At 67.6% G+C, this 17,653-nt stretch carries 16 protein-coding genes; 8 read left to right on the top strand and 8 right to left on the bottom strand.

The features are described 5' to 3' along the window. Positions 1 to 48 precede the first annotated feature (48 nt). Both RE429_RS06125 and RE429_RS06130 read right to left on the bottom strand, forming a co-directional pair. On the bottom strand, positions 49 to 897 hold the full coding sequence (locus RE429_RS06125) for a lysine/arginine/ornithine ABC transporter substrate-binding protein (RefSeq protein WP_414473446.1): 849 nt from the start codon (positions 895 to 897) through the stop codon (positions 49 to 51). Between the two features lie 121 nt (positions 898 to 1,018). After that, positions 1,019 to 1,717: a fumarylacetoacetate hydrolase family protein gene (locus RE429_RS06130; RefSeq protein ID WP_414473447.1), complete on the bottom strand. Its 699-nt coding sequence runs from the start codon at positions 1,715 to 1,717 to the stop codon at positions 1,019 to 1,021. Between the two features lie 113 nt (positions 1,718 to 1,830). Here RE429_RS06130 and RE429_RS06135 point away from each other — a divergent pair, with 113 nt between their 5' ends. Beyond that, on the top strand, positions 1,831 to 3,300 hold the full coding sequence (locus RE429_RS06135; protein ID WP_414473448.1) for an FAD-binding oxidoreductase: 1,470 nt from the start codon (positions 1,831 to 1,833) through the stop codon (positions 3,298 to 3,300). Next, a complete protein-coding gene (locus RE429_RS06140) occupies positions 3,297 to 4,223 on the top strand; it encodes a sugar kinase (RefSeq protein WP_414473449.1) in 927 nt (308 codons plus the stop codon). Before RE429_RS06135 ends, RE429_RS06140 begins: the two co-directional genes overlap by 4 nt. An 89-nt stretch (positions 4,224 to 4,312) precedes the next feature. Here RE429_RS06140 and RE429_RS06145 read toward each other — a convergent pair whose 3' ends face one another. Continuing rightward, positions 4,313 to 5,227 (bottom strand): metallophosphoesterase family protein, encoded by a 915-nt coding sequence (locus RE429_RS06145; RefSeq protein ID WP_414473450.1) that lies wholly within the window; start codon positions 5,225 to 5,227, stop codon positions 4,313 to 4,315. A gap of 563 nt (positions 5,228 to 5,790) precedes the next feature. Between RE429_RS06145 and RE429_RS06150 the strand changes: the two genes are divergently transcribed. Further along, positions 5,791 to 6,273: an NUDIX domain-containing protein gene (locus tag RE429_RS06150; protein WP_414473451.1), complete on the top strand. Its 483-nt coding sequence runs from the start codon at positions 5,791 to 5,793 to the stop codon at positions 6,271 to 6,273. 158 nt (positions 6,274 to 6,431) lie between these two features. After that, the gene (locus RE429_RS06155; RefSeq protein ID WP_414473452.1) at positions 6,432 to 6,938 is read left to right on the top strand and encodes a GNAT family N-acetyltransferase; all 507 of its coding nucleotides are present in this window, start codon (positions 6,432 to 6,434) and stop codon (positions 6,936 to 6,938) included. Here the strand turns inward: RE429_RS06155 and RE429_RS06160 are convergent, their stop codons facing one another. Genes RE429_RS06160 through RE429_RS06175 form a run of 4 tightly spaced genes read right to left on the bottom strand, consistent with a single transcriptional unit; the run spans position 6,939 to position 13,787 of the window. Beyond that, positions 6,939 to 9,017 carry a hypothetical protein gene (locus RE429_RS06160; RefSeq protein ID WP_414473453.1) on the bottom strand — a complete coding sequence of 693 codons (2,079 nt, stop codon included), beginning with the start codon at positions 9,015 to 9,017 and terminating at the stop codon, positions 6,939 to 6,941. It lies immediately after the preceding gene. 8 nt (positions 9,018 to 9,025) lie between these two features. Then, complete coding sequence (locus tag RE429_RS06165; RefSeq protein WP_414473454.1) at positions 9,026 to 11,830, bottom strand: DUF4159 domain-containing protein; 2,805 nt, start codon at positions 11,828 to 11,830, stop codon at positions 9,026 to 9,028. Positions 11,831 to 11,833: 3 nt separating this feature from the next. Further along, the gene (locus RE429_RS06170) at positions 11,834 to 12,760 is read right to left on the bottom strand and encodes a DUF58 domain-containing protein (RefSeq protein WP_414473455.1); all 927 of its coding nucleotides are present in this window, start codon (positions 12,758 to 12,760) and stop codon (positions 11,834 to 11,836) included. Between the two features lie 10 nt (positions 12,761 to 12,770). Further along, positions 12,771 to 13,787 carry an AAA family ATPase gene (locus RE429_RS06175; RefSeq protein WP_414473456.1) on the bottom strand — a complete coding sequence of 339 codons (1,017 nt, stop codon included), beginning with the start codon at positions 13,785 to 13,787 and terminating at the stop codon, positions 12,771 to 12,773. Positions 13,788 to 13,987: 200 nt separating this feature from the next. On the opposite strand from RE429_RS06175, the gene RE429_RS06180 reads away from it, so the two are divergent. The 4 genes from RE429_RS06180 to RE429_RS06195 are packed head-to-tail and all read left to right on the top strand — an operon-like array spanning position 13,988 to position 16,717. Further along, complete coding sequence (locus RE429_RS06180) at positions 13,988 to 14,584, top strand: DUF1285 domain-containing protein (RefSeq protein WP_414473457.1); 597 nt, start codon at positions 13,988 to 13,990, stop codon at positions 14,582 to 14,584. Beyond that, a complete protein-coding gene (locus RE429_RS06185) occupies positions 14,581 to 15,219 on the top strand; it encodes a CoA pyrophosphatase (RefSeq protein WP_414473458.1) in 639 nt (212 codons plus the stop codon). The genes RE429_RS06180 and RE429_RS06185 overlap by 4 nt, the downstream gene beginning before the upstream one ends. After that, positions 15,216 to 15,473, top strand: a complete 258-nt coding sequence (locus RE429_RS06190; protein WP_414473459.1) for a DUF6111 family protein — start codon at positions 15,216 to 15,218, stop codon at positions 15,471 to 15,473. Before RE429_RS06185 ends, RE429_RS06190 begins: the two co-directional genes overlap by 4 nt. Next, entirely contained in the window at positions 15,470 to 16,717 is a 1,248-nt protein-coding gene (locus tag RE429_RS06195) for a CCA tRNA nucleotidyltransferase (RefSeq protein WP_414473460.1), read from the top strand. The genes RE429_RS06190 and RE429_RS06195 overlap by 4 nt, the downstream gene beginning before the upstream one ends. A 34-nt stretch (positions 16,718 to 16,751) precedes the next feature. Here RE429_RS06195 and hemF read toward each other — a convergent pair whose 3' ends face one another. Next, positions 16,752 to 17,648, bottom strand: coding sequence for an oxygen-dependent coproporphyrinogen oxidase (gene hemF / locus RE429_RS06200; protein WP_414473461.1), 897 nt, complete (start codon positions 17,646 to 17,648; stop codon positions 16,752 to 16,754). Between the last annotated feature and the right edge of the window lie 5 nt (positions 17,649 to 17,653).

Genomic DNA, 17,653 nt, shown 5'->3' on the forward strand with positions numbered 1-17,653 from the left:
CAAAAAAGGCGCAGCCGGAGCCGCGCCTTGAAGAGAATGGAGGCTCTCTCAGCCTTTCGGGGAAATATCGACCTTGAACCACTTCTCGGAGAGCTTCTTTATCGTGCCGTCCTGGACGGCGGCCTGGATCGCTTCGTTGAAGGAGTTCTTCAGGTCGGTCTCGTCCTTGCGCAGGCCGACGCCGACGCCCGCGCCGAGCAGGCCGCCGGTGATGGACGGGCCGACGAGAACGTAGTCGTTCTTGAACTCGGGCTTCTCGAGGGTGCCGATGATGCTGGTCGCATCGGCCAGAACGGCATCGATGCGGCCGGCGGCCAGATCGAGGTCATGAGCCTCGGTGGTCTTGTACTCGCGGATCTCGGCGGTGCCCTTGTAGTACTTGTCCGCGAAGTTCGCGTGGATGGTCGAGCCCTGAACGCCGATGGTCTTGCCCTTCAGGAGCGGCTTCACGGCCTCGATGGCCTTCTCGGCCGCTTCGGGCTGCGTGGTGAGATTGTAGGCCTGGCCGGTGCCCGGCATCTTGGCGAGCGGCGAATCCTTGGGGACGAGGAAGCCGTTCGGGCCGGCCGCGTAGGCGCGCGAGAAGTCGATGGTCTTCTTGCGCTCGTCGGTGATGCTCATGCCGGCCATGATGGCGTCGTACTTCTTGGCCTGGAGCGCCGGGATGATGCCGTCCCAGTCCTGCGCCACGATCTCGCACTTCACCTTCATGCGCGCGCACAGGTCGTTGGCGAGGTCGACCTCGAAGCCTTCCAGCTTGCCGCCGGGGCCGGTGAAGTTCCACGGCGCGTAGGCGCCTTCGGTGGCGATCTTGACGGTCTTCTCCTGCGCCGACGCCCCGCCCATCGCGAGGGCGGCGCCGAGGAGGGCAAGACCGACGGATTTCATGAATTTCATAGTCGTTCCCTTAACTTATGGCTCAGGTGCACCCTGAGCCGTATTCTCCCGCGGCCTTCCGGCCGCGCCGTGACGCAGTAACGGCCAATCTCCGGAAAAAGGCAAGGGGCCGCCGGGGCTCCTACACAACCCGCAGGCGGATCTCGCCGAGACCCTCGATGGCGGCCACCATCGTCTGCCCTTGCGTGACCGGGCCGACCCCGTCCGGGGTCCCGGAGAAGATCACGTCGCCGGGGACGAGTTCGAAATAGGAGGAGAGATAGGCAATCTGCTCGGCGACCGACCAGATCATGTCCGAGAGGTCGCTCTTCTGCTTCACGGCGCCGTCCACCGACAGGGAGATGGAGCCTCCGGCCGGGTGGCCGAGCGTCGCCGCCGGATGGATCGGCCCCACCGGACCCGACAGGTCGGCCGCCTTGCCGAGTTCCCACGGGCGACGCAGCTGCTTGGCCTCGTCCTGAAGGTCGCGGCGGGTCATGTCGAGACCGACGGCATAGCCGAACACATGGTCCAGCGCCTCCTCCACCGGGATGTCGCGGCCGCCCTTGGCGATGGCGACCACGAGTTCCACCTCGAAATGGTAGTTCTGCGTCTTGGGCGGATAGGGATGGTCGACCGTCCCGCCGTCCGGCACGACCTGGAGGGCGTCGGCGGGTTTCATGAAGAAGAACGGCGGCTCCCTGGTCGGATCGCCGCCCATTTCCCGCGCATGGGCGGCATAGTTGCGGCCGACGCAATAGACGCGCCGCACGGGGAAAAGGTCGCCGGATCCGGCGACCGGGAGGGCATGGACGGGGGGAGTGGGGATGACATGGGCCATGGCTGTTCGAGAGAGCCTTCTGATGAAATGACAGGGATCGTCTTTGCCTTTCCTACACCTTGCGGTTCTCACCACAAGACGTCATGAACGGGGGCTCCACATGAGGAACGACGATGACGGCACCTGGCGGCACTGGCGCGGCTCTCATTGACGCCCTGAAGGCAAGGCTCGGAGAGGCCTATGTGCTGACGGCGGCGAGCGATCTCGAAGGGCATGTCACGGAAGCGCGCGGGCTCTATCGCGGCGAGGCCCTTGCGGTGGCGCGGCCGAAAGACCGTGACGAGGTTGCGTTCGTGCTGCAGGAATGTGCGAAGGCGGGCGTGGCCGTCGTGCCCCATGGCGGCAATACGGGCCTCGTCGGCGGCGGCGTTCCCTTCGGCGGGGTGGTGGTGTCGCTCACGCGGCTCGACCGCATCCGCGACATCGACCCGGTGAACGCCACGATGACGGCCGAGGCCGGCTGCATCCTCAAGGCGGTGCAGGACGCGGCGGCCGAGGCCGGCTATCTCTTCCCCCTGTCGCTGGCCTCGGAGGGCTCGTGCCGCATCGGCGGCAATCTCGCCACCAACGCGGGCGGCACCGGCGTGCTGCGCTACGGCAACATGCGCGAGTTGACGCTCGGCCTCGAAGTGGTGCTGGCGGACGGGCGGGTGTGGGACGGTCTGAAGGGCCTGCGCAAGGACAATACGGGATACGACCTGAGGGACCTCTTCATCGGCTCCGAGGGCACGCTCGGCATCATCACGGCGGCGGTGCTGAAGCTTTTTCCCAAGCCCCAGGCGCGCGTCACGGCCTTCATCGGCTGCGCGTCGCCCCATGACGCGCTCAAGGTCTTCCAGCGGCTGCGCGAGGCGGCGGGCGATCAGCTCACCGCGTTCGAGTATATCCCCGAATTCGGCATCGAGATCGTGCTCAAGCACCTGGCCGGTTCCGTACGCCCGCTCGCCGGAAAGCACCATTCCTATGCCCTGGTCGAACTGTCTTCGCCCCGGAAGGACGCCGATCTGCAGGGGCTGCTCGAAGCCGTCCTCGGCGAAGCCTTCGAGGAGGGTGTGGTGCAGGACGCCGTTCTCGGCTCCAGCGAGGCCCAGAGCCAGGCGCTATGGCGCCTTCGCGAGAGCCTGTCCGAAGTGCAGGGCCGGGAAGGCGGATCGATCAAGCACGACGTGGCCGTGCCGGTCTCGCGCGTCGCCGAGTTCATCGAGACCGCCACGAAAGCCTGCGAAGCGGAGATGCCGGGCGTGCGGGTCTGCGCCTTCGGCCATTTCGGCGATGGCAACATCCATTTCAACCTGTCCCAGCCGGTCGGCATGGACAAGGCCGAGTACCTGGCGCAATGGGAACGCTTCAACCGCGTCGTGCATGACATCGTGCACGGCATGAACGGGTCGATCGCCGCCGAGCACGGCATCGGCCTCATCAAGCGCGACGAGCTTTCTCACTACAAGGATGCCGTGGCTCTGGATCTCATGCGCAGCCTCAAGCGCGCGCTCGATCCGCAGAACATTCTCAACCCCGGAAAGGTCGTGGCAATCGGAGAGAATGCTCCTGCGGCATTTCCCAAGGCAGGACAGCACCCATGAAGAGCATCGATCTTCTCACCTTCGGCGAGCCCTTGATGGAGTTTGCCGAGGTGCGGCGCGACGGCGAGCGCCTCTACCTGCCGGGTTACGGCGGGGACGTCTCCAACACGGCCGTCGCGGCCGCCCGCCAGGGGGCGAAGGCCGGGATCTTCACGGCGCTGGGAGACGACGTCTTCGGGCAGGATTTTCTCGATCTGTGGCGCCGGGAGGGAATCGACTGCTCCTCCGTGATCCGGCGCAGGGACGGCAGGACGGGAGCCTATTTCATCAGTTACGGCGCGGAGGGGCACGTGTTCTCCTACGCGCGCGCCGGATCGGCCGCGAGCCTGATCGCCGTCGGGGAGCTTCCGCTGGCTCAGATCGCCTCCTCGCGGATCCTGCACGCCTCGGGCATTTCGCAGGCGATCTCGGACGATTGCGCCGACGCCGTGTTCGCGGCGATCCGTCACGCGAAGGCCAACGGCACCGTCGTCAGCTACGACACCAACCTGCGCCTGAGGCTCTGGCCGCTGGACCGCGCCCGCGCGATCATCCACGGCGCATCCGCCCTGGCGGATCTTCTTCTTCCCGGTCTCGACGATGCGCGCCAGCTCACGGGCCTGGAACGGCCGGAGGAGATCTGCGCCTTCTATCTTAATCTCGGCTGCGGCGTGGTCGCGCTCACCATGGGCAAGAACGGCACCATGGTGGCGACGGAAGAGCGGACGGAGGTCATCGCGGCAAAACCTGTCGAAGCCGTCGATGCCACGGGGGCGGGCGATACCTTCGACGGCGCGTTCCTGGCCGAATGGCTCGTGCACCGCGACCCGTTCCGCGCCGCCGCCTATGCCAATGCCGCCGCGGCCCTGTCGACCCTGGGCCACGGCGCGGTCGCGCCGATCCCGCAGCGACCGAAGGTCGAGGCCTTTCTTCGGGGCGCATGAAAGCGGCGGGCCCGAGGACCTGCCGCCAACAATCTTTGAGCCGGCCGTGCCGCCGAAGGAGCCCGGAATGAAATCACCGGAGGCCGTGCTTACGGCTGCTTTTGAGACTGGCGGATCCGGGCGAGCGACAGCATCCCCATGCCGCCGACCGTGCCGTCGGGCTTCAGGCCGCGCAATTCCGCCTGGAGCAGGAAGCCCGTGTCATCCTGGTCGATCGTGAAGAGATGATAGCCCGCCTTGTGCGTGACGGTTCCGTCGCGGGCCGAGGCCGAGGGAGCGCCGATGACGGGCACTGGACCGCGCGGCCCCGGGATATGGGCAAGCGATCCCACATGGTTGTGCCCGTGTAGAATGAGCTCGGCGCCGACGCGGCCGATCATGGCCTCGAAGCGCTTGGCGTCCGTGAGGCTGCGCCCGGGCTCCGCTCCGCCGACATGCGGCGGGTGATGGATCAGGACGATGCGGAAGCAGAACGGATCGCGCCCCAGGTCGCCCAGAATCGCCTCGGTGTCCTTGGTCTGCTGCGAGCCCACCCGTCCGCTGGCCACGAAGGGAAGCGTGGGGATCGCGGAGGACAGGCCGATGATGGCGACCGGCCCATAACGGCGCAGATAGGGAAACACGCCCTCGCGGCCGTCGTCGCCGCGCGTCCAGGGCGCGACCTTCCTGAGCAGCCCTTCCAGCGATCCGCGCACATAGGCGTCGTGGTTGCCCGGCACGAAGGTGACGCGGGCCGGGTCGCCCAGGCTCTCCAGAAAGACCCGCGACGTCTCCCACTCGTCGGGCAGGCCGATATTGCACGTGTCTCCGGTGCAGGTGATGTGATCGGGATCCTGGGCGTGGATGTCGGCGACGAGCTCCGCCAGGAGCGCCATGTCGTGCAGGTCCTGGCGGCTGCGGTGCCAATTGTACCAGCCGGTCAGGCGCTTGCTCAGCAACTGCTTCAGGCGCGGCCGGGGGAGGGGCCCCACATGCGGGTCCGTGAGATGGGCAATGCGAAACATGACGGCCTAATGAAATGAACGGACGAGAGTTCGCCCGTGCCGCCCGCGGCGTCAAGCATGGCCGATGAAGAAGAGGTTCCTCGAAAGCGGTCGCGGCCTGATTCCGGGCTTTCGCTTCGCGGGAGGGATGAGGACCTCATGCCCAGGCTGGGTTCCTGGCGCATCGAGCGGCCTCTCGGAGCCGCTCGAACGATGGGCTCCTTGAGGAGGGAGCATCGGATTCAATCCCAAAAGTGGAGTCCACTTTTCACACCCGATGCTCAAGCAGAAGCCGGGCCACGAGAGGTGGCCCGCCGTTCCTGAGGCAGGTTCAGTACTGCGCGCCCGGGATCAGGGTCGAATAAATCCGGCGATCCTCGAGATTGAGGGCCGGGGACCAGGAGAAGCGGGCGGAGCGGTTGAGATAGGAGAGGATCAGCGACAGGAACATGGGAACACCTATGGTTGCCGCTGTATTAGACCTTAGTAGAATGCGGGTCACGCGCTAATCCACCGGACCAGCCATGCATGGGATGAATGTCGATGTTCATCTTCCCGTAATCTTCCGATGATTAATTCGACCGATGTCCGACTCCGTGCCCTCGCGCAAAGCCTCCCGTTTCGTGTCCTGGGGGCTCCACACCTATTGGCGGTTTTCCCGAGGCATGACCCTCGGGGTGCGGGGCATGGTCCTCGACGGGGAGAACCGGGTCTTCCTCATCCGGCATACCTATGTGCCCGGCTGGCATCTGCCCGGGGGCGGCGTGGAGACCGGAGAGACGGCGCTCGACGCGCTGGCCCGCGAGCTGGCCGAGGAGGCCTGCATCGCCATCGATGCGCCGCCGGTCCTTGCAGGCGTGTTCTTCAACCGGCGGGTTTCCCGGCGCGATCACGTGCTCGTCTATCTGATCCGGCATTTCACCGTCGTCGACAAGAAACAGCCCGACCGCGAGATCGCGGAGGCCGGCTTCTTCCCCCTCGACCGATTGCCCGAAGGCACGACGGAGGCGACGCGCCGTCGCCTGGCGGAAATCGTCGAAGGCCGTCCCCTTTCGCCGGTCTGGTGAAAGAGAAGCGTTTGCGCGCCGTGTCCGGGGCTGCTATGGCCTGAGCACCCGAGGAAGCGCCACACCGATGATCATGAACCGGATTCAGCGACGACGACACGGCTGATCTCATCGCCCAGCCCCATTCCGATTGTGTCTTCCGCTTTTCGAGTCCGTCCATGACCGAGCTTTCCCTTCTCATTCGCTCCGAGCAGCCCATCGACGACGAGGCGATCGAGCGCCTTCACGAGCGCGCCTTCGGTCCGGGGCGCTATGCCCGCACGGCTTCCCGCCTGAGAGAGGGCGCGGGCCATCTGCCGGAACTCTCCTTCACGGCCATGGTGGGCACCCTGCTGGTGGGCTCCGTGCGCCTGACGCCCGTCCTGGCGGGCCGGGAGCCGGCCCTGATGCTCGGGCCCTTGGCCGTCGAGCCCGCCTTCGAGAGCCGGGGCATCGGCGCCGCGCTCATGCGCCGCTCGCTGGATGCGGCACGCACGAGGGGGCACACGCTCGTGCTGCTCGTGGGAGACGAGCCCTATTACCGCCGTTTCGGTTTCAAGCTCATTCCGCAGGGGCTGCAGCTGCCCGGTCCCGTCAATCCCGCACGGTTCCTGGCCCTCGAGCTGGAGGAGGGGGCCCTGGCCCGCGCCAGGGGCATCGTCACGCCGCTTCCGAAAGAGGCGTGATCAGGCCCTTCTCCGGCCTTCCGTCAGCCACGCCGCGAGCGTTGCGCCGATCAGGAGCGCGAGACCGACGAAGCCGAGCGCCAGCGGGAATACCGAGACGCCGCGCACGATCGCGCTCTGGCTCGGCCTGATGCCGATCCAGTCGCCACCGGAAAAGCGCGAGCCCGAATGCACGGCCAGAATCCGAGGCACGGTGATGCTCTGATCGCCCGCCGCCGCCACCCGCCGCACCGAGCCGCCGGTCGCCTCCGCGATCGGAGCGAGCGCCTCCGTGTTGCTGAACACATCCATCAGTTCGCGGGGATTGGCCGGTCCGATGCTCACGAAGGCGATGAGATCGCCCGACCGGACCGTGTGAAGCCCGAGTTCCTTGCCTTCGACCTCGGCCGTGAAGAGGCCCGGCCGGCTCTCGGTGAGCGGTATGCTGGTCTCCGCGCCGCTCGGCGCCACGAGGGTGACCGGATCGGCGGCATCCGCCATGGTCTGCCGCTCGATATGGATCGTGCGCCCGGTCGCGGAGGCACGCAGAGCTTCCTCTTCCAGCGCCGGCTCCTTCATGAGCCAATGGGCGAGCCGGCGCAGGAGGTCGAGATGCGGTCCGCCGTCCTGATAGCCGCGCGCCCAGAGCCAGGCGTGATCCGACAGGAGCAGCGCGACGCGGCCCTTCTCCTCACGGCGCAGCACGAGCAGCGGCAGATCGTTCGCGCCCGACATCAGCGTCGCGCCCGATGGCACGTCGGAGCCGATGATGCGCAGCCATTCGCCCCATGACGGCGGCGACGTCTCGGAACCTGGCAGGTCGCGGGTCACCGGATGGCGGTTTCCCGTGTCGGTGATGTGGGCCTTGTAGGGCTGTTCGACGATGCGGCCGTTGGGAATGCCGGGAATGACGGGCGCGAGCCGCGTCTGCGCCAGGCTGCCGTAGCTTGCGAATTCCGGCCCCGCCGCCACGAGGATCGCCCCGCCTTCGCGGACATAGCGCACGATGTTCTCGAAATAGCTCGAGGGCAGGATGCTCTGGTTCGCATAGCGGTCGAAAATGATCAGGTCGAAATCCTTGATCTTCTGCTGGAACAGCTCGCGGGTCGGGAAGGCGATCAGCGACAGTTCGTTGATCGGCGTGCCGTCCTGCTTTTCCGGTGGCCGCAGGATCGTGAAGTGGACGAGGTCCACATTGGCGTCGGACTTCAGCAGGTTGCGCCATGTGCGCTCGCCGGCATGGGGTTCTCCGGACACGAGCAGCACGCGCAGCTTCTCCCGGATCCCCTCGATGGGCACGACGGCGCGGTTGTTGGCCAGCGTCAGCTCGCCGGGAAGGCCCTCCACTTCCACCTCGACCACATTCGTGCCGCCATGCTCGATCTGCACCTGCAGGGAGAACGGGGTGTCGGCGCGCACCTCCTGGCGCGACAGAACCTGCCCGTCGCGCCGGAGCGTGACGAGGGCCGAGCCCGTGCCGCCGCGCTCCATCACCTGCGCCCGAATGGTCTGTTCCTTGCCGACGATGCCGAAGCGGGGCGCCTCTATCAGCTTGATCTGGCGGTCGCGCTCGTCGGGACGGCCCGTGATGAGGGCGTGAAGCGGCGCATGGAAACCGAGCGCCTCGGCGTTGGGCGGGATATCGTGCACCACGCCGTCGGTGATGAAGATGACGCCCGCCAGACGGTCCGGCGGGACATCGGCGAGGCCGTTCGAGAGCGCGGCGAACAGGCGCGTCCCCTCGTCGCCCGTACTGTCGCCCGCTTCGATGTAGCGCGGTTCCACGTCGGCGATCGACCCGAAGCGCCGCTCCAGCTCGGCCCTGACCTGATCCGTCATCGCGGAGCGGTCGCCGAGCGTCTGGGACGTCGAGCGGTCGGTCACGACGGCCACGATGTCCTTCACCTTCTCGCGCTCCTCCTGCACGAGGGAGGGATTGGCGAGAGCCAGAAGGACGAGGGCCAGGGCCAGGGCCCTGAGGATGGCCACGGGACCGCGGGAGACGATCGCGAGGATCGCCAGCAGGGCAGCCACGGCGCCGACGGCCCAAAGCGCATAAGCCGGGATGAGGGGCGAGAAGCTGATCGAAAGAACTGACATGAACCGCCTTATTGCCCCAGCCGCTCGAGCAGCGCGGGCACATGCACCTGATCCGCCTTGTAGTTCCCGGTGAGCGTATACATCACGATGTTGATGCCGCTCCGATAGGCCATTTCACGCTGGCGCGGATCGCTCCCGACGACGGGGAAGAGAAATTCCCCGCGATTGCCGACGGCCCAGGCGGCGGCGAGGTCGTTGGAGGTGATGATGATCGGCGACACGCTGTCGCCGGAACGGGCCGGCCGGTTCTGCTCACCTTCCGCCTGCGGAGGCAGGGCCTCGACCCAGGTCTGCCCCGTGGCGTAGCGGCCCGGGAAGGCGTCCAGGATATAGAAGGTCTTCGTCAGAACGTGGTCGCCCGGCACCGGCTCCAGCTCGGGAATGTCCAGGGTGGCGAGCATGCGGCGCAAATACTGGCCCTCGGCGCTGACGGCGCCGTCGGGGCGGTTGTTGAAGGCGTCGCGCGTATCGAAGATGACGGTGCCGCCGCCCTTCATGAAGGCGTCGAGCCGCCGGATCGCGGCCTCCGACGGCATCGGCCGCGTGGCCACGATGGGCCAGTAGATCAGCGGATAGAACGCGACTTCGTCCCGCGAGAGGTCGATGCCGATCGGATCGCCCGGTGAGAGGGCGGTGCGCTGCGACAGAACCTGCGTCAGCCCCGTGAGCCCGGCTCGGCTCGTATCGTCGACGGCCGTATCGCCCGTGATCACGTAGGCCAGGCGCGTGACCAGGGCTGGGCTCGCGTTCTCGTCGACGCGGCGCGATCCCAGATCCTGCGCCCGCGCATCGAAGGCGGACGAAAGGAGCAGCATCGATGCGAGCAGGATGGAGGCCGCGGCCCCGGTCTTGCGCAACCGCCCCGACAGGTTCGCGAGATGGCCGCCGAGCCAGAGCGAGGCCAGCGTGTCGGCCAGGAGCAGGATGAGGGCGAGCATGAAGAGAGGCATGCGCAGATCGACGGTCTGGGCACCGGCCAGCGGCGCGATCCGCGCCTTCAGCGGAGCGATGTCGAGCGGCGCGAGCGTGTCTGCGGGGAGAAGGGCGTTCACGGCGAGGCTCGAATCGACCGGACCGTAGAAGCCCGGCGGATGCTCGCCCGTCGCGCGATCGCCGTAGCTGCGCGGGACGGCGCGGGCATTGGGGGGCGGCGTCGTGAACATCCCGTAGCCGTCGAGGGTGAGGCGCGGGGCGACGGTCTCGTTCTCCGCATTGCGCGCCTCGGCGTTCACGTCGTGCGGCGCGCCTGAAAGCGCCGTGATCCGGCGAAGCATGTCGACGAAGAGCCCGGACAGGGGCAGGTTCGACCAGGTGGTGTCCGCCGTCACGTGAAAGAGGACGAGGAGGCCGTCGCCGCGCTTGTCCGCCGTGACGATGGGCGTTCCGTCCGCCAGAGACGCCCAGGTGCGCGAAGCCAGATCCCCGTCGGGTTCCGCGAGGATCTGGCGGCGGATGCCGATCTCGTCCGGAATCTTGAGGCCGAAGAAGGGGCTCTCGCGCGTGAACGGCGCAAACGTCTTCGGGGTGTCCCAGGAGAGCGATCCGCCGAGACTGCGCCCGCCGCGGCGCAGGCGCACCGGCACGAGTTCGTCGTTCCCGGCCGCCAGGCGCGACCCGGCGAAGCGCAGAAGCAATCCGCCCTTCTGGACGAATTCCGCGACCCTGCCCATGGTCTCGCGGTCGAGGCCGCCCACATCGGCGAGGACGAGCACCGAAACCTGCTCCCCGATCAGCTGGTTCACCGCATCGGCGACGCCCCCGTGCCCGGTCCGGATTTCCGAATAGGGCGAGAGAGCCCGCTCGATGTAGAAGAGCGGCGAGAGCAGGGGCTGGGTCTGATCGGCGGTGCCGCCGAAAACGAGCCCGACGCGCCGGCGCTTGCTGCGCTCGTCGACCAGGTTCACGGCTCCGGCGGAGCTCTCGCCGAGTATCTCGATACGGGCGATGGCGTTCCGGATCTCGGTGGGGAGGTCGAAGGCCACCCTCGTCTCGGTCGCGCTCGGATCGAAGCTGAAATGCATGTCGGCGAGCGGAAGGTTCTTGAGGTCCACCGCGCGCAGGATTCCTGAGTCGCGGCCGTTCGGCTCCGCCCGCACGATCCGTGCGTTGAGGCGGCCGCCGGCATTCTCGACTCCGGCCAGGGCAAGCGTGGAAGCGCGCTCGGATTTGAGCACCGTGATCCGCCGGTCGTCCGCCATCTGAGCCAAACCGTCGATGAAGCCTTGCCCGTCAACGCCGGCCACCCCGTCACTGATCCAGACGATGTTCGCGTCGGGCGTGCTTTCCAGGAAGCGCCTGATCGAGTCGAGATGGGCCGCGCGGTCCTGCAGGTGCGGCTGCGGCTTCAAGGAGCGCAGGTGCTCCAGGGCCGCCGCGGGATCGGCCAGTTCGAAGGTGGCGGGCTGCTCGGCCGTTGCGACGAGGGCGACGGTGCGGCCGTCGCGGCCCGCGGCTTCGATGCGTTCGGCGGCGAGGCTCATGCGGTCCCGCCAGTCATGGGCGGCGGCAAGGCCGTTATCCACGATCAGGAGGAGCGGCGCCCGGCCGTTGTCCCCGGCGAGGGGGTTCCAGATCGGCCCGGCGGCCGCGAGGATGAGGAAGGCCGCGAGAGCCAGACGCATGAGCAGCAGCCACCAGGGCGTGCGGGCGGGCGTCTCCTGTTCGGGCCGCAGGTCGGCCAGGATCCTGAGCGGCGGAAAATCCACCCGTCGCGGCTGCGGCGGCGTGATGCGCAGAAGCAGCCAGATGGCGGGAAGCGCCGCGAGCGCCGTCAGAACGAGCGGAACGGCGAAGGTGAGGGGAAGCCCGAGCATCGTCTAGAGCCCTCCCCATGTCACGCCGCGGGCGGCCGAGACCAGCGTCAGGAGGCGGAGCGCAGCCTCGCTGGCCGGCCGATCGGTGCGATGGATCGTGAAGGTCCAGCCCCTGCGGCGCGTGATCTCCTGCAACTCGGCGCGATGCTGCGCGATCCGCTCCCGATAGGCGCGGCCCCAGGTCTGGGCATCGCCGATGCGAAGCGAGAGACCGTCCTCGAGGTCGTGCAGGACGGCCTGACCCTGGAACGGGAACGTCTCCTCGACGGGATCGACGATCATGACCAGATGGCCGCGCGAGCCGCGGGCCGAGATCCCCTCGACGGCGGCTCCGATGTCGCGCACGGGGGAGAGAAAGTCGCTGATGAGAATGGCTTCGTGCTGAGGCGCGATGGGAGCGCCCGGCGGTAGATCGTCCTCCAGGGATGAGCGGTCAGCCACCAGGGTCTGCGCCATGGTCTCGGCGATGCGCCGCGTGGCGCGCGGCGCCATGAGGCCGAGCATGCCGACCCGCTCGCCCGATTCCACGAAGCAATCGGCGAGAGCCAGGCCCAGCACCACGGCGCGCTCGATCTTGGGCGCCTGGGCGAGGTCCGAGGCATAGGCCATCGAGGCCGAGCGGTCGATCCAGACCCACAGGGTCTGGGCCGTTTCCCATTCCCGCTCGCGCACGTAGAGCCGGTCGTCGCGGCCGGAGCGGCGCCAGTCGATGCGCTGGGCGGCCTCGCCCGTCACGAAGGGTCGGAACTGCCAGAAGCTCTCGCCGACCCCGGAGCGTCTGCGGCCATGGATTCCATGCGCGAGATTCGCGGCCACGCGTCTCGCCTCGAGCACGAGGCGCGGCATGCGATGGGCGAGCGAGAGGGCGCTCTCGGTTTCCTGGCGCCCCGGGGAGCGGGCACTCTCGGGAAGGACCCGGACACGGGCCATGACGAAATCCCTAACCCGCCAGCCGGGCGGTGAGGCGGCCGATGACGCTCGACAGCGTCTCGCCGTCGGCGCGGGCAGAGAAGGTGAGCGCCATGCGGTGCTTGAGAACGGGCTCGGCGAGCGCCTTCACGTCGGCGATGGAGGGGGCGACGCGGCCTTCGATGAGGGCTCGCGCCCGGACCGCCAGCATCAGCGCCTGGCTCGCGCGGGGGCCGGGGCCCCAGAGGATCTTGTCGGCCAGGCCGTCGCCGCTTTCGCTCTCGGGACGGGCGGAGCGCACGAGATCGAGGATCGCTTCGACCACGCTCTCGCCGACCGGCAGGCGCCGGACGAGGCGCTGCGCGTTCATGAGCGCCTCCGCGTTCATGACGGCGACGGGCTTATGGTCCTCCGCGCCGGTCGTCTCGATGAGGATGCGCCGCTCGGCCTCGCGGCTCGGGTAGCTCACGTCGATCTGCAGAAGGAAGCGGTCGAGCTGGGCCTCGGGAAGGGGATAGGTGCCCTCCTGCTCGATGGGATTCTGGGTGGCCAGCACGTGGAAGGGCTGGGGCAGGTCGTGGCGCTCGCCGCCTACGGACACGTGATGCTCCTGCATCGCCTGAAGCAGGGCGGATTGGGTCCGGGGACTCGCGCGGTTGATCTCGTCCGCCATGAGGAGCTGGGCGAAGACCGGGCCCCTGACGAAGCGGAAGGAGCGGCGGCGGTCGGCTCCCTCGTCGAGGATCTCCGAGCCCAGGATGTCCGAGGGCATCAGGTCCGGCGTGAACTGGATGCGGCGGGCATCCAGGCCCAGAACGGTGCCGAGCGTCTCGACGAGCTTGGTCTTGGCGAGGCCGGGGACGCCGACGAGCAGGCCATGGCCGCCCGCCAGCAGGGTGATCAGGGTCTGATCGACGACGTCTTCCTGGCCGAAAATGACCGTGTGAATGGCCTCCCGGGCGCGCCCGACAGTCTCAAGCGTGGCCTCCGCATTGCGGATGATCGCATCGTCCAGGGCGGTGGGCGCTTGAGAAATGCTGGCCGTCATGAGGTCACTCTCCCTCTCGTTGCATACGCCCCCAACATCTAGTCTGCCTTCGATCCTTATCGAGTGGCAAGAGTCGATGCGCCGCAGCGAACGAGGCCGAAGGATTGGATGTCGCGGCCGGGGACTCTATGCTTAAGGAAGTAACCGATCACAGCCTCCCGTCGATCTGAAGATTTCACTTTCCTGTTCACGCTTGCGTCATGACCCATTCCGACACACCCGCAACCGGCGGCGCCCTGGCCCGCCTCACCCAGGCGCTGGGCCCGGACGTCCGGAAGGGCCTCCCTCCGGTGGAACGCTGGAACCCGCCCTATTGCGGCGAGATCGACATGCGCATCGCCGCCGACGGCTCCTGGCACTATATGGGCTCGCCGATCAACCGGCCGGCCCTCGTCAGGCTCTTCTCCACGGTCCTGCGGAAGGACCCGGAGCGCTATGTGCTCGTCACGCCCGTCGAGCGGGTGGGAATCGTCGTGGAGGATGCGCCCTTCCTGGCGGTCGAGATGGCTCTCGAGGGCGAGGGGGCAGACCGACAGATCGCCTTCCGCACCAATGTGGACGATCTCGTGCCGGTGGGGCCGGACAATCCCCTGCGCTTCGAAGAGGGCGAGCATGGGGGCGTCAAGCCTTACGTGAAGGTTCGCGGCGAGCTGTGGGCGCTCGTCACCCGCTCCCTGGCCATGGACCTGATCGCGCTCGCCGAGGAGCGGGAGGTCGAGGGCCGGAAACTGTTCGGGGTCGCGGTGAAGGGGGGCTTTTTTCCCATCGCCTCCGTCGATCCCGGAGAGCTTTCATGAGGATCGCCCCCTTGGACCGGCCGGATTTCCTCACCCTTGCGGCCGAGCGCCTGCGGCCGGAGCCGCCGAATCCGGAGGATGCCCTGGCCAATCCGCGCGGGGATCACAGTCTCGACGACGTGCCGCTCGTCCACCCCTTGAACCCGAAACCCGCGGCCGTGCTGGTGCCAGTCGTGATGCGGGAGGAGCCGACGCTCCTGCTCACGGAGCGGTCCGCACAGCTGCGCCAGCATTCGGGGCAGATCGCTTTTCCGGGAGGCCGGGTCGATCCGACCGACGCATCGGTCCTGGCGGCGGCCTGCCGCGAGGCCGAAGAGGAAATCGGGCTCGACAGCCGGTTCATCGGCCTGCTCGGCTATCTCGATCCTTATCTCTCCACCACCAATTACCTGGTCATTCCCGTCGTGGCGCGGGTCTCGCCGTCCTACACGCTCCATCTCAATCCACATGAAGTGGCCGAGGCCTTCGAGGTGCCTCTGAGCTTCCTCATGGATCCGGCGCGGCACGAGCTTCATTCCCGCGAGTGGAAGGGCCGGCTTCGCCGTTATTATGCAATGCCCTTCGAGGACCGCTATATCTGGGGCGTGACGGCGGGAATCATCCGCAACCTCTACGAAAGGCTCTACATATCGTGACGCGCGCGTTCCTGCAGGGATTGGTGCTGTTCCTCCTGCCCTTCGTTCTCTTCGCCGCCTATCTCGTGATTCGTCGCCGGAATGCCCTCGTCTGGTCCTCGTGGAGCGATCAGTCCCTCTGGCTCGCCATGGCGGGCCTGATCATGGTCATCGCGTCCCTCGTCTTCACGGGCCTGACGACCGAGCGGCATACCGGCGCCTTCGTGCCGACGCATATGGAAAATGGACGGGTCGTCCCGGGACGTTTCAAGTGAATCAGGCCCTCGATCACAAAGCGCTTCTCAGCCTTCTCGAGCGCCCGCCTCTGCGCCGCCTCCTCGCGGTCCTCAACGGAGAAGGCGAAGAGACGCGCATCGTCGGCGGCGCCGTCCGCAACGCCCTGCTCGGGCGGCCCGTGACGGAGGTCGATTGCGCCACCACCATGCTGCCCGAGGCCATGGTCAAGCGGGCGGGCGCGGCCGGGTTCAAGTCGGTCCCGACCGGCATCGATCACGGCACCGTGACCGTGATCGTCGACGGAGAGCCCTTCGAGGTCACCACCCTGCGCGTCGACGTGGAGACGAACGGGCGTCAGGCCGTCGTGCATTTCGGGCGCGATTTCGTGCTCGATGCCGTGCGGCGCGACTTCACCATCAACGCTCTCTCCCTCGGCACCGACGGCCGGCTTTATGACTACACGGACGGGGTCGCGGATCTGGGCGCGCGCCGCGTGCGGTTCATCGGCGACCCGCACACGCGCATCCGCGAGGATTATCTGCGGATCATGCGCTTCTTCCGCTTCTACGCGGAATACGCGGAAGGCGAGCCCGACCCGGAAGGGCTCGCTGCGGCGGGATCCGAGCGCCAGGGCCTGGAGATCCTGTCGAAGGAGAGAATTCGCCACGAACTCCTCAAGCTCCTCGTGGCGCGGCGCGCCGAGGAGACGCTGCGTGTCCTGAGCTCTTATGGGTTTCTCACATGGCTGTTCGCCGGTGCGGTCGAGTTCGGGCGCTTCAGTCGGGTCGCGAGGTTCGACGAGGACGATCCGGTCGCGATCTGGCGTCTCGCTGCGCTTGCCGTGATGGTCGAGGAGGATGCGGAACGCCTGCGCGAGCACCTGAGATTGTCCAACGACGAACACAGGAAACTCATTGCTTATGCCCGGCTGCTCGTCGCCTTGAAGGGCTCGGCCCAGCCGCTCGACGCCGCGGCCGTCCGCCGCCTCGTCGCGGATCACGGCGTCGAGGCGCTGAGCATCGCCCTGGCGGCCATCGATGGAGAGCCTCGGCCCGTCGTCCTGGAGGATGCGTTCGGCGCTCTTGAGCGCTTTCGCAGCGGCGCGGAACCCGTACCGGTCTTTCCACTGCGGGGCGCCGATCTCATCGCGCGCGGCATTCCGAAAGGGCCGAGGATCGGCCGGATCCTCGGCTTGGCGCGTCAGGCATGGCTGGCGGAGGGATGCCGGACCGACGAGGCCTATGCGCGGGAACTGCTGGCGCGGGTTTTGGCGCAGGGTTGAACCCCCCTCGGTTCCTCCTGCGCCGTCCGATGCTCTACGGCCACCGCACCGTCGGCGGCATCGAGGACAGGATCGAGGCGATGTTGCCGCCGGTCTTGAGGCCGAAGATCGTGCCGCGGTCGTAGAGCAGGTTGAACTCAACGTAGCGGCCGCGCCGCACCTGCTGTTCGATGCGGTCCTCCTCCGTCCAGCTCTTCGTCACGTTGCGGCGCACGATCTCGGGATAGATCGCCAGGAAGGCTTCGCCTACGTCCTTGGTGAAGGCGAGGTCCTCGCCGGGGTTTCCGGTCCAATGATAATCGTAGAAGATGCCGCCGATGCCGCGCGGCTCGTGGCGGTGCTTGAGGTAGAAATACTCGTCGCACCACTTCCTGTATTTCTCGTAGGCGCCTCCCGGCGCGTGGCGGCGGCAGGCGTCCTCCATCGCCGCGTGGAAGGCGACGGTGTCGGGATCGTCCTGCGTGCGGCGGCGGTCGAGCACCGGCGTCAGATCCGCTCCGCCGCCGAACCAGGCTTTCGTCGTCACCACGAAGCGCGTGTTCATGTGAACGGTCGGCACGTTCGGGTTCCAGGGATGGGCGATGAGCGAGATGCCTCCCGCCCAGAAGCGCGGGTCCTGGTCCGAGCCGGGGATCTGGCCGCGGAATTCGGGCGCGAACTCGCCGTGCACGGTCGAGACATGGACGCCCACCTTCTCGAACACGCGTCCGTGCATCATGGACATCACCCCGCCGCCGCCCGGCGCGCCGCTATGGTCCTTGCGCTCCCAGGGGGTGCGCGCGAAACGTCCGGCTCGCGAGGCCTCCGGGGGCAGGGGAGCCGTGACCTCGTCCTCGATCGCCTCGAAAGCGGCGCAGATCCGGTCGCGCAGGGACGCGAACCAGAGAGGGGCTTCGATCTGAAGGCGTTCGATATCGGCTTTGTCGGTCATGGTCG

Source organism: Microvirga sp. M2, assembly GCF_047497095.1.
Lineage (GTDB): Bacteria > Pseudomonadota > Alphaproteobacteria > Rhizobiales > Beijerinckiaceae > Microvirga.

Coding starts and splice junctions, on each gene's coding strand:
- RE429_RS06150 (WP_414473451.1), top strand. CDS start 5,791: ATGTCCGACTCCGTGCCCTCGCGCAAAGCCTCCCGTTTCGTGTCCTGG.
- RE429_RS06145 (WP_414473450.1), bottom strand. CDS start 5,227: ATGTTTCGCATTGCCCATCTCACGGACCCGCATGTGGGGCCCCTCCCC.
- hemF (WP_414473461.1), bottom strand. CDS start 17,648: ATGACCGACAAAGCCGATATCGAACGCCTTCAGATCGAAGCCCCTCTC.
- RE429_RS06125 (WP_414473446.1), bottom strand. CDS start 897: ATGAAATTCATGAAATCCGTCGGTCTTGCCCTCCTCGGCGCCGCCCTC.
- RE429_RS06155 (WP_414473452.1), top strand. CDS start 6,432: ATGACCGAGCTTTCCCTTCTCATTCGCTCCGAGCAGCCCATCGACGAC.
- RE429_RS06135 (WP_414473448.1), top strand. CDS start 1,831: ATGACGGCACCTGGCGGCACTGGCGCGGCTCTCATTGACGCCCTGAAG.
- RE429_RS06165 (WP_414473454.1), bottom strand. CDS start 11,830: ATGCTCGGGCTTCCCCTCACCTTCGCCGTTCCGCTCGTTCTGACGGCG.
- RE429_RS06170 (WP_414473455.1), bottom strand. CDS start 12,760: ATGGCCCGTGTCCGGGTCCTTCCCGAGAGTGCCCGCTCCCCGGGGCGC.
- RE429_RS06180 (WP_414473457.1), top strand. CDS start 13,988: ATGACCCATTCCGACACACCCGCAACCGGCGGCGCCCTGGCCCGCCTC.
- RE429_RS06160 (WP_414473453.1), bottom strand. CDS start 9,017: ATGTCAGTTCTTTCGATCAGCTTCTCGCCCCTCATCCCGGCTTATGCG.
- RE429_RS06140 (WP_414473449.1), top strand. CDS start 3,297: ATGAAGAGCATCGATCTTCTCACCTTCGGCGAGCCCTTGATGGAGTTT.
- RE429_RS06185 (WP_414473458.1), top strand. CDS start 14,581: ATGAGGATCGCCCCCTTGGACCGGCCGGATTTCCTCACCCTTGCGGCC.
- RE429_RS06175 (WP_414473456.1), bottom strand. CDS start 13,787: ATGACGGCCAGCATTTCTCAAGCGCCCACCGCCCTGGACGATGCGATC.
- RE429_RS06130 (WP_414473447.1), bottom strand. CDS start 1,717: ATGGCCCATGTCATCCCCACTCCCCCCGTCCATGCCCTCCCGGTCGCC.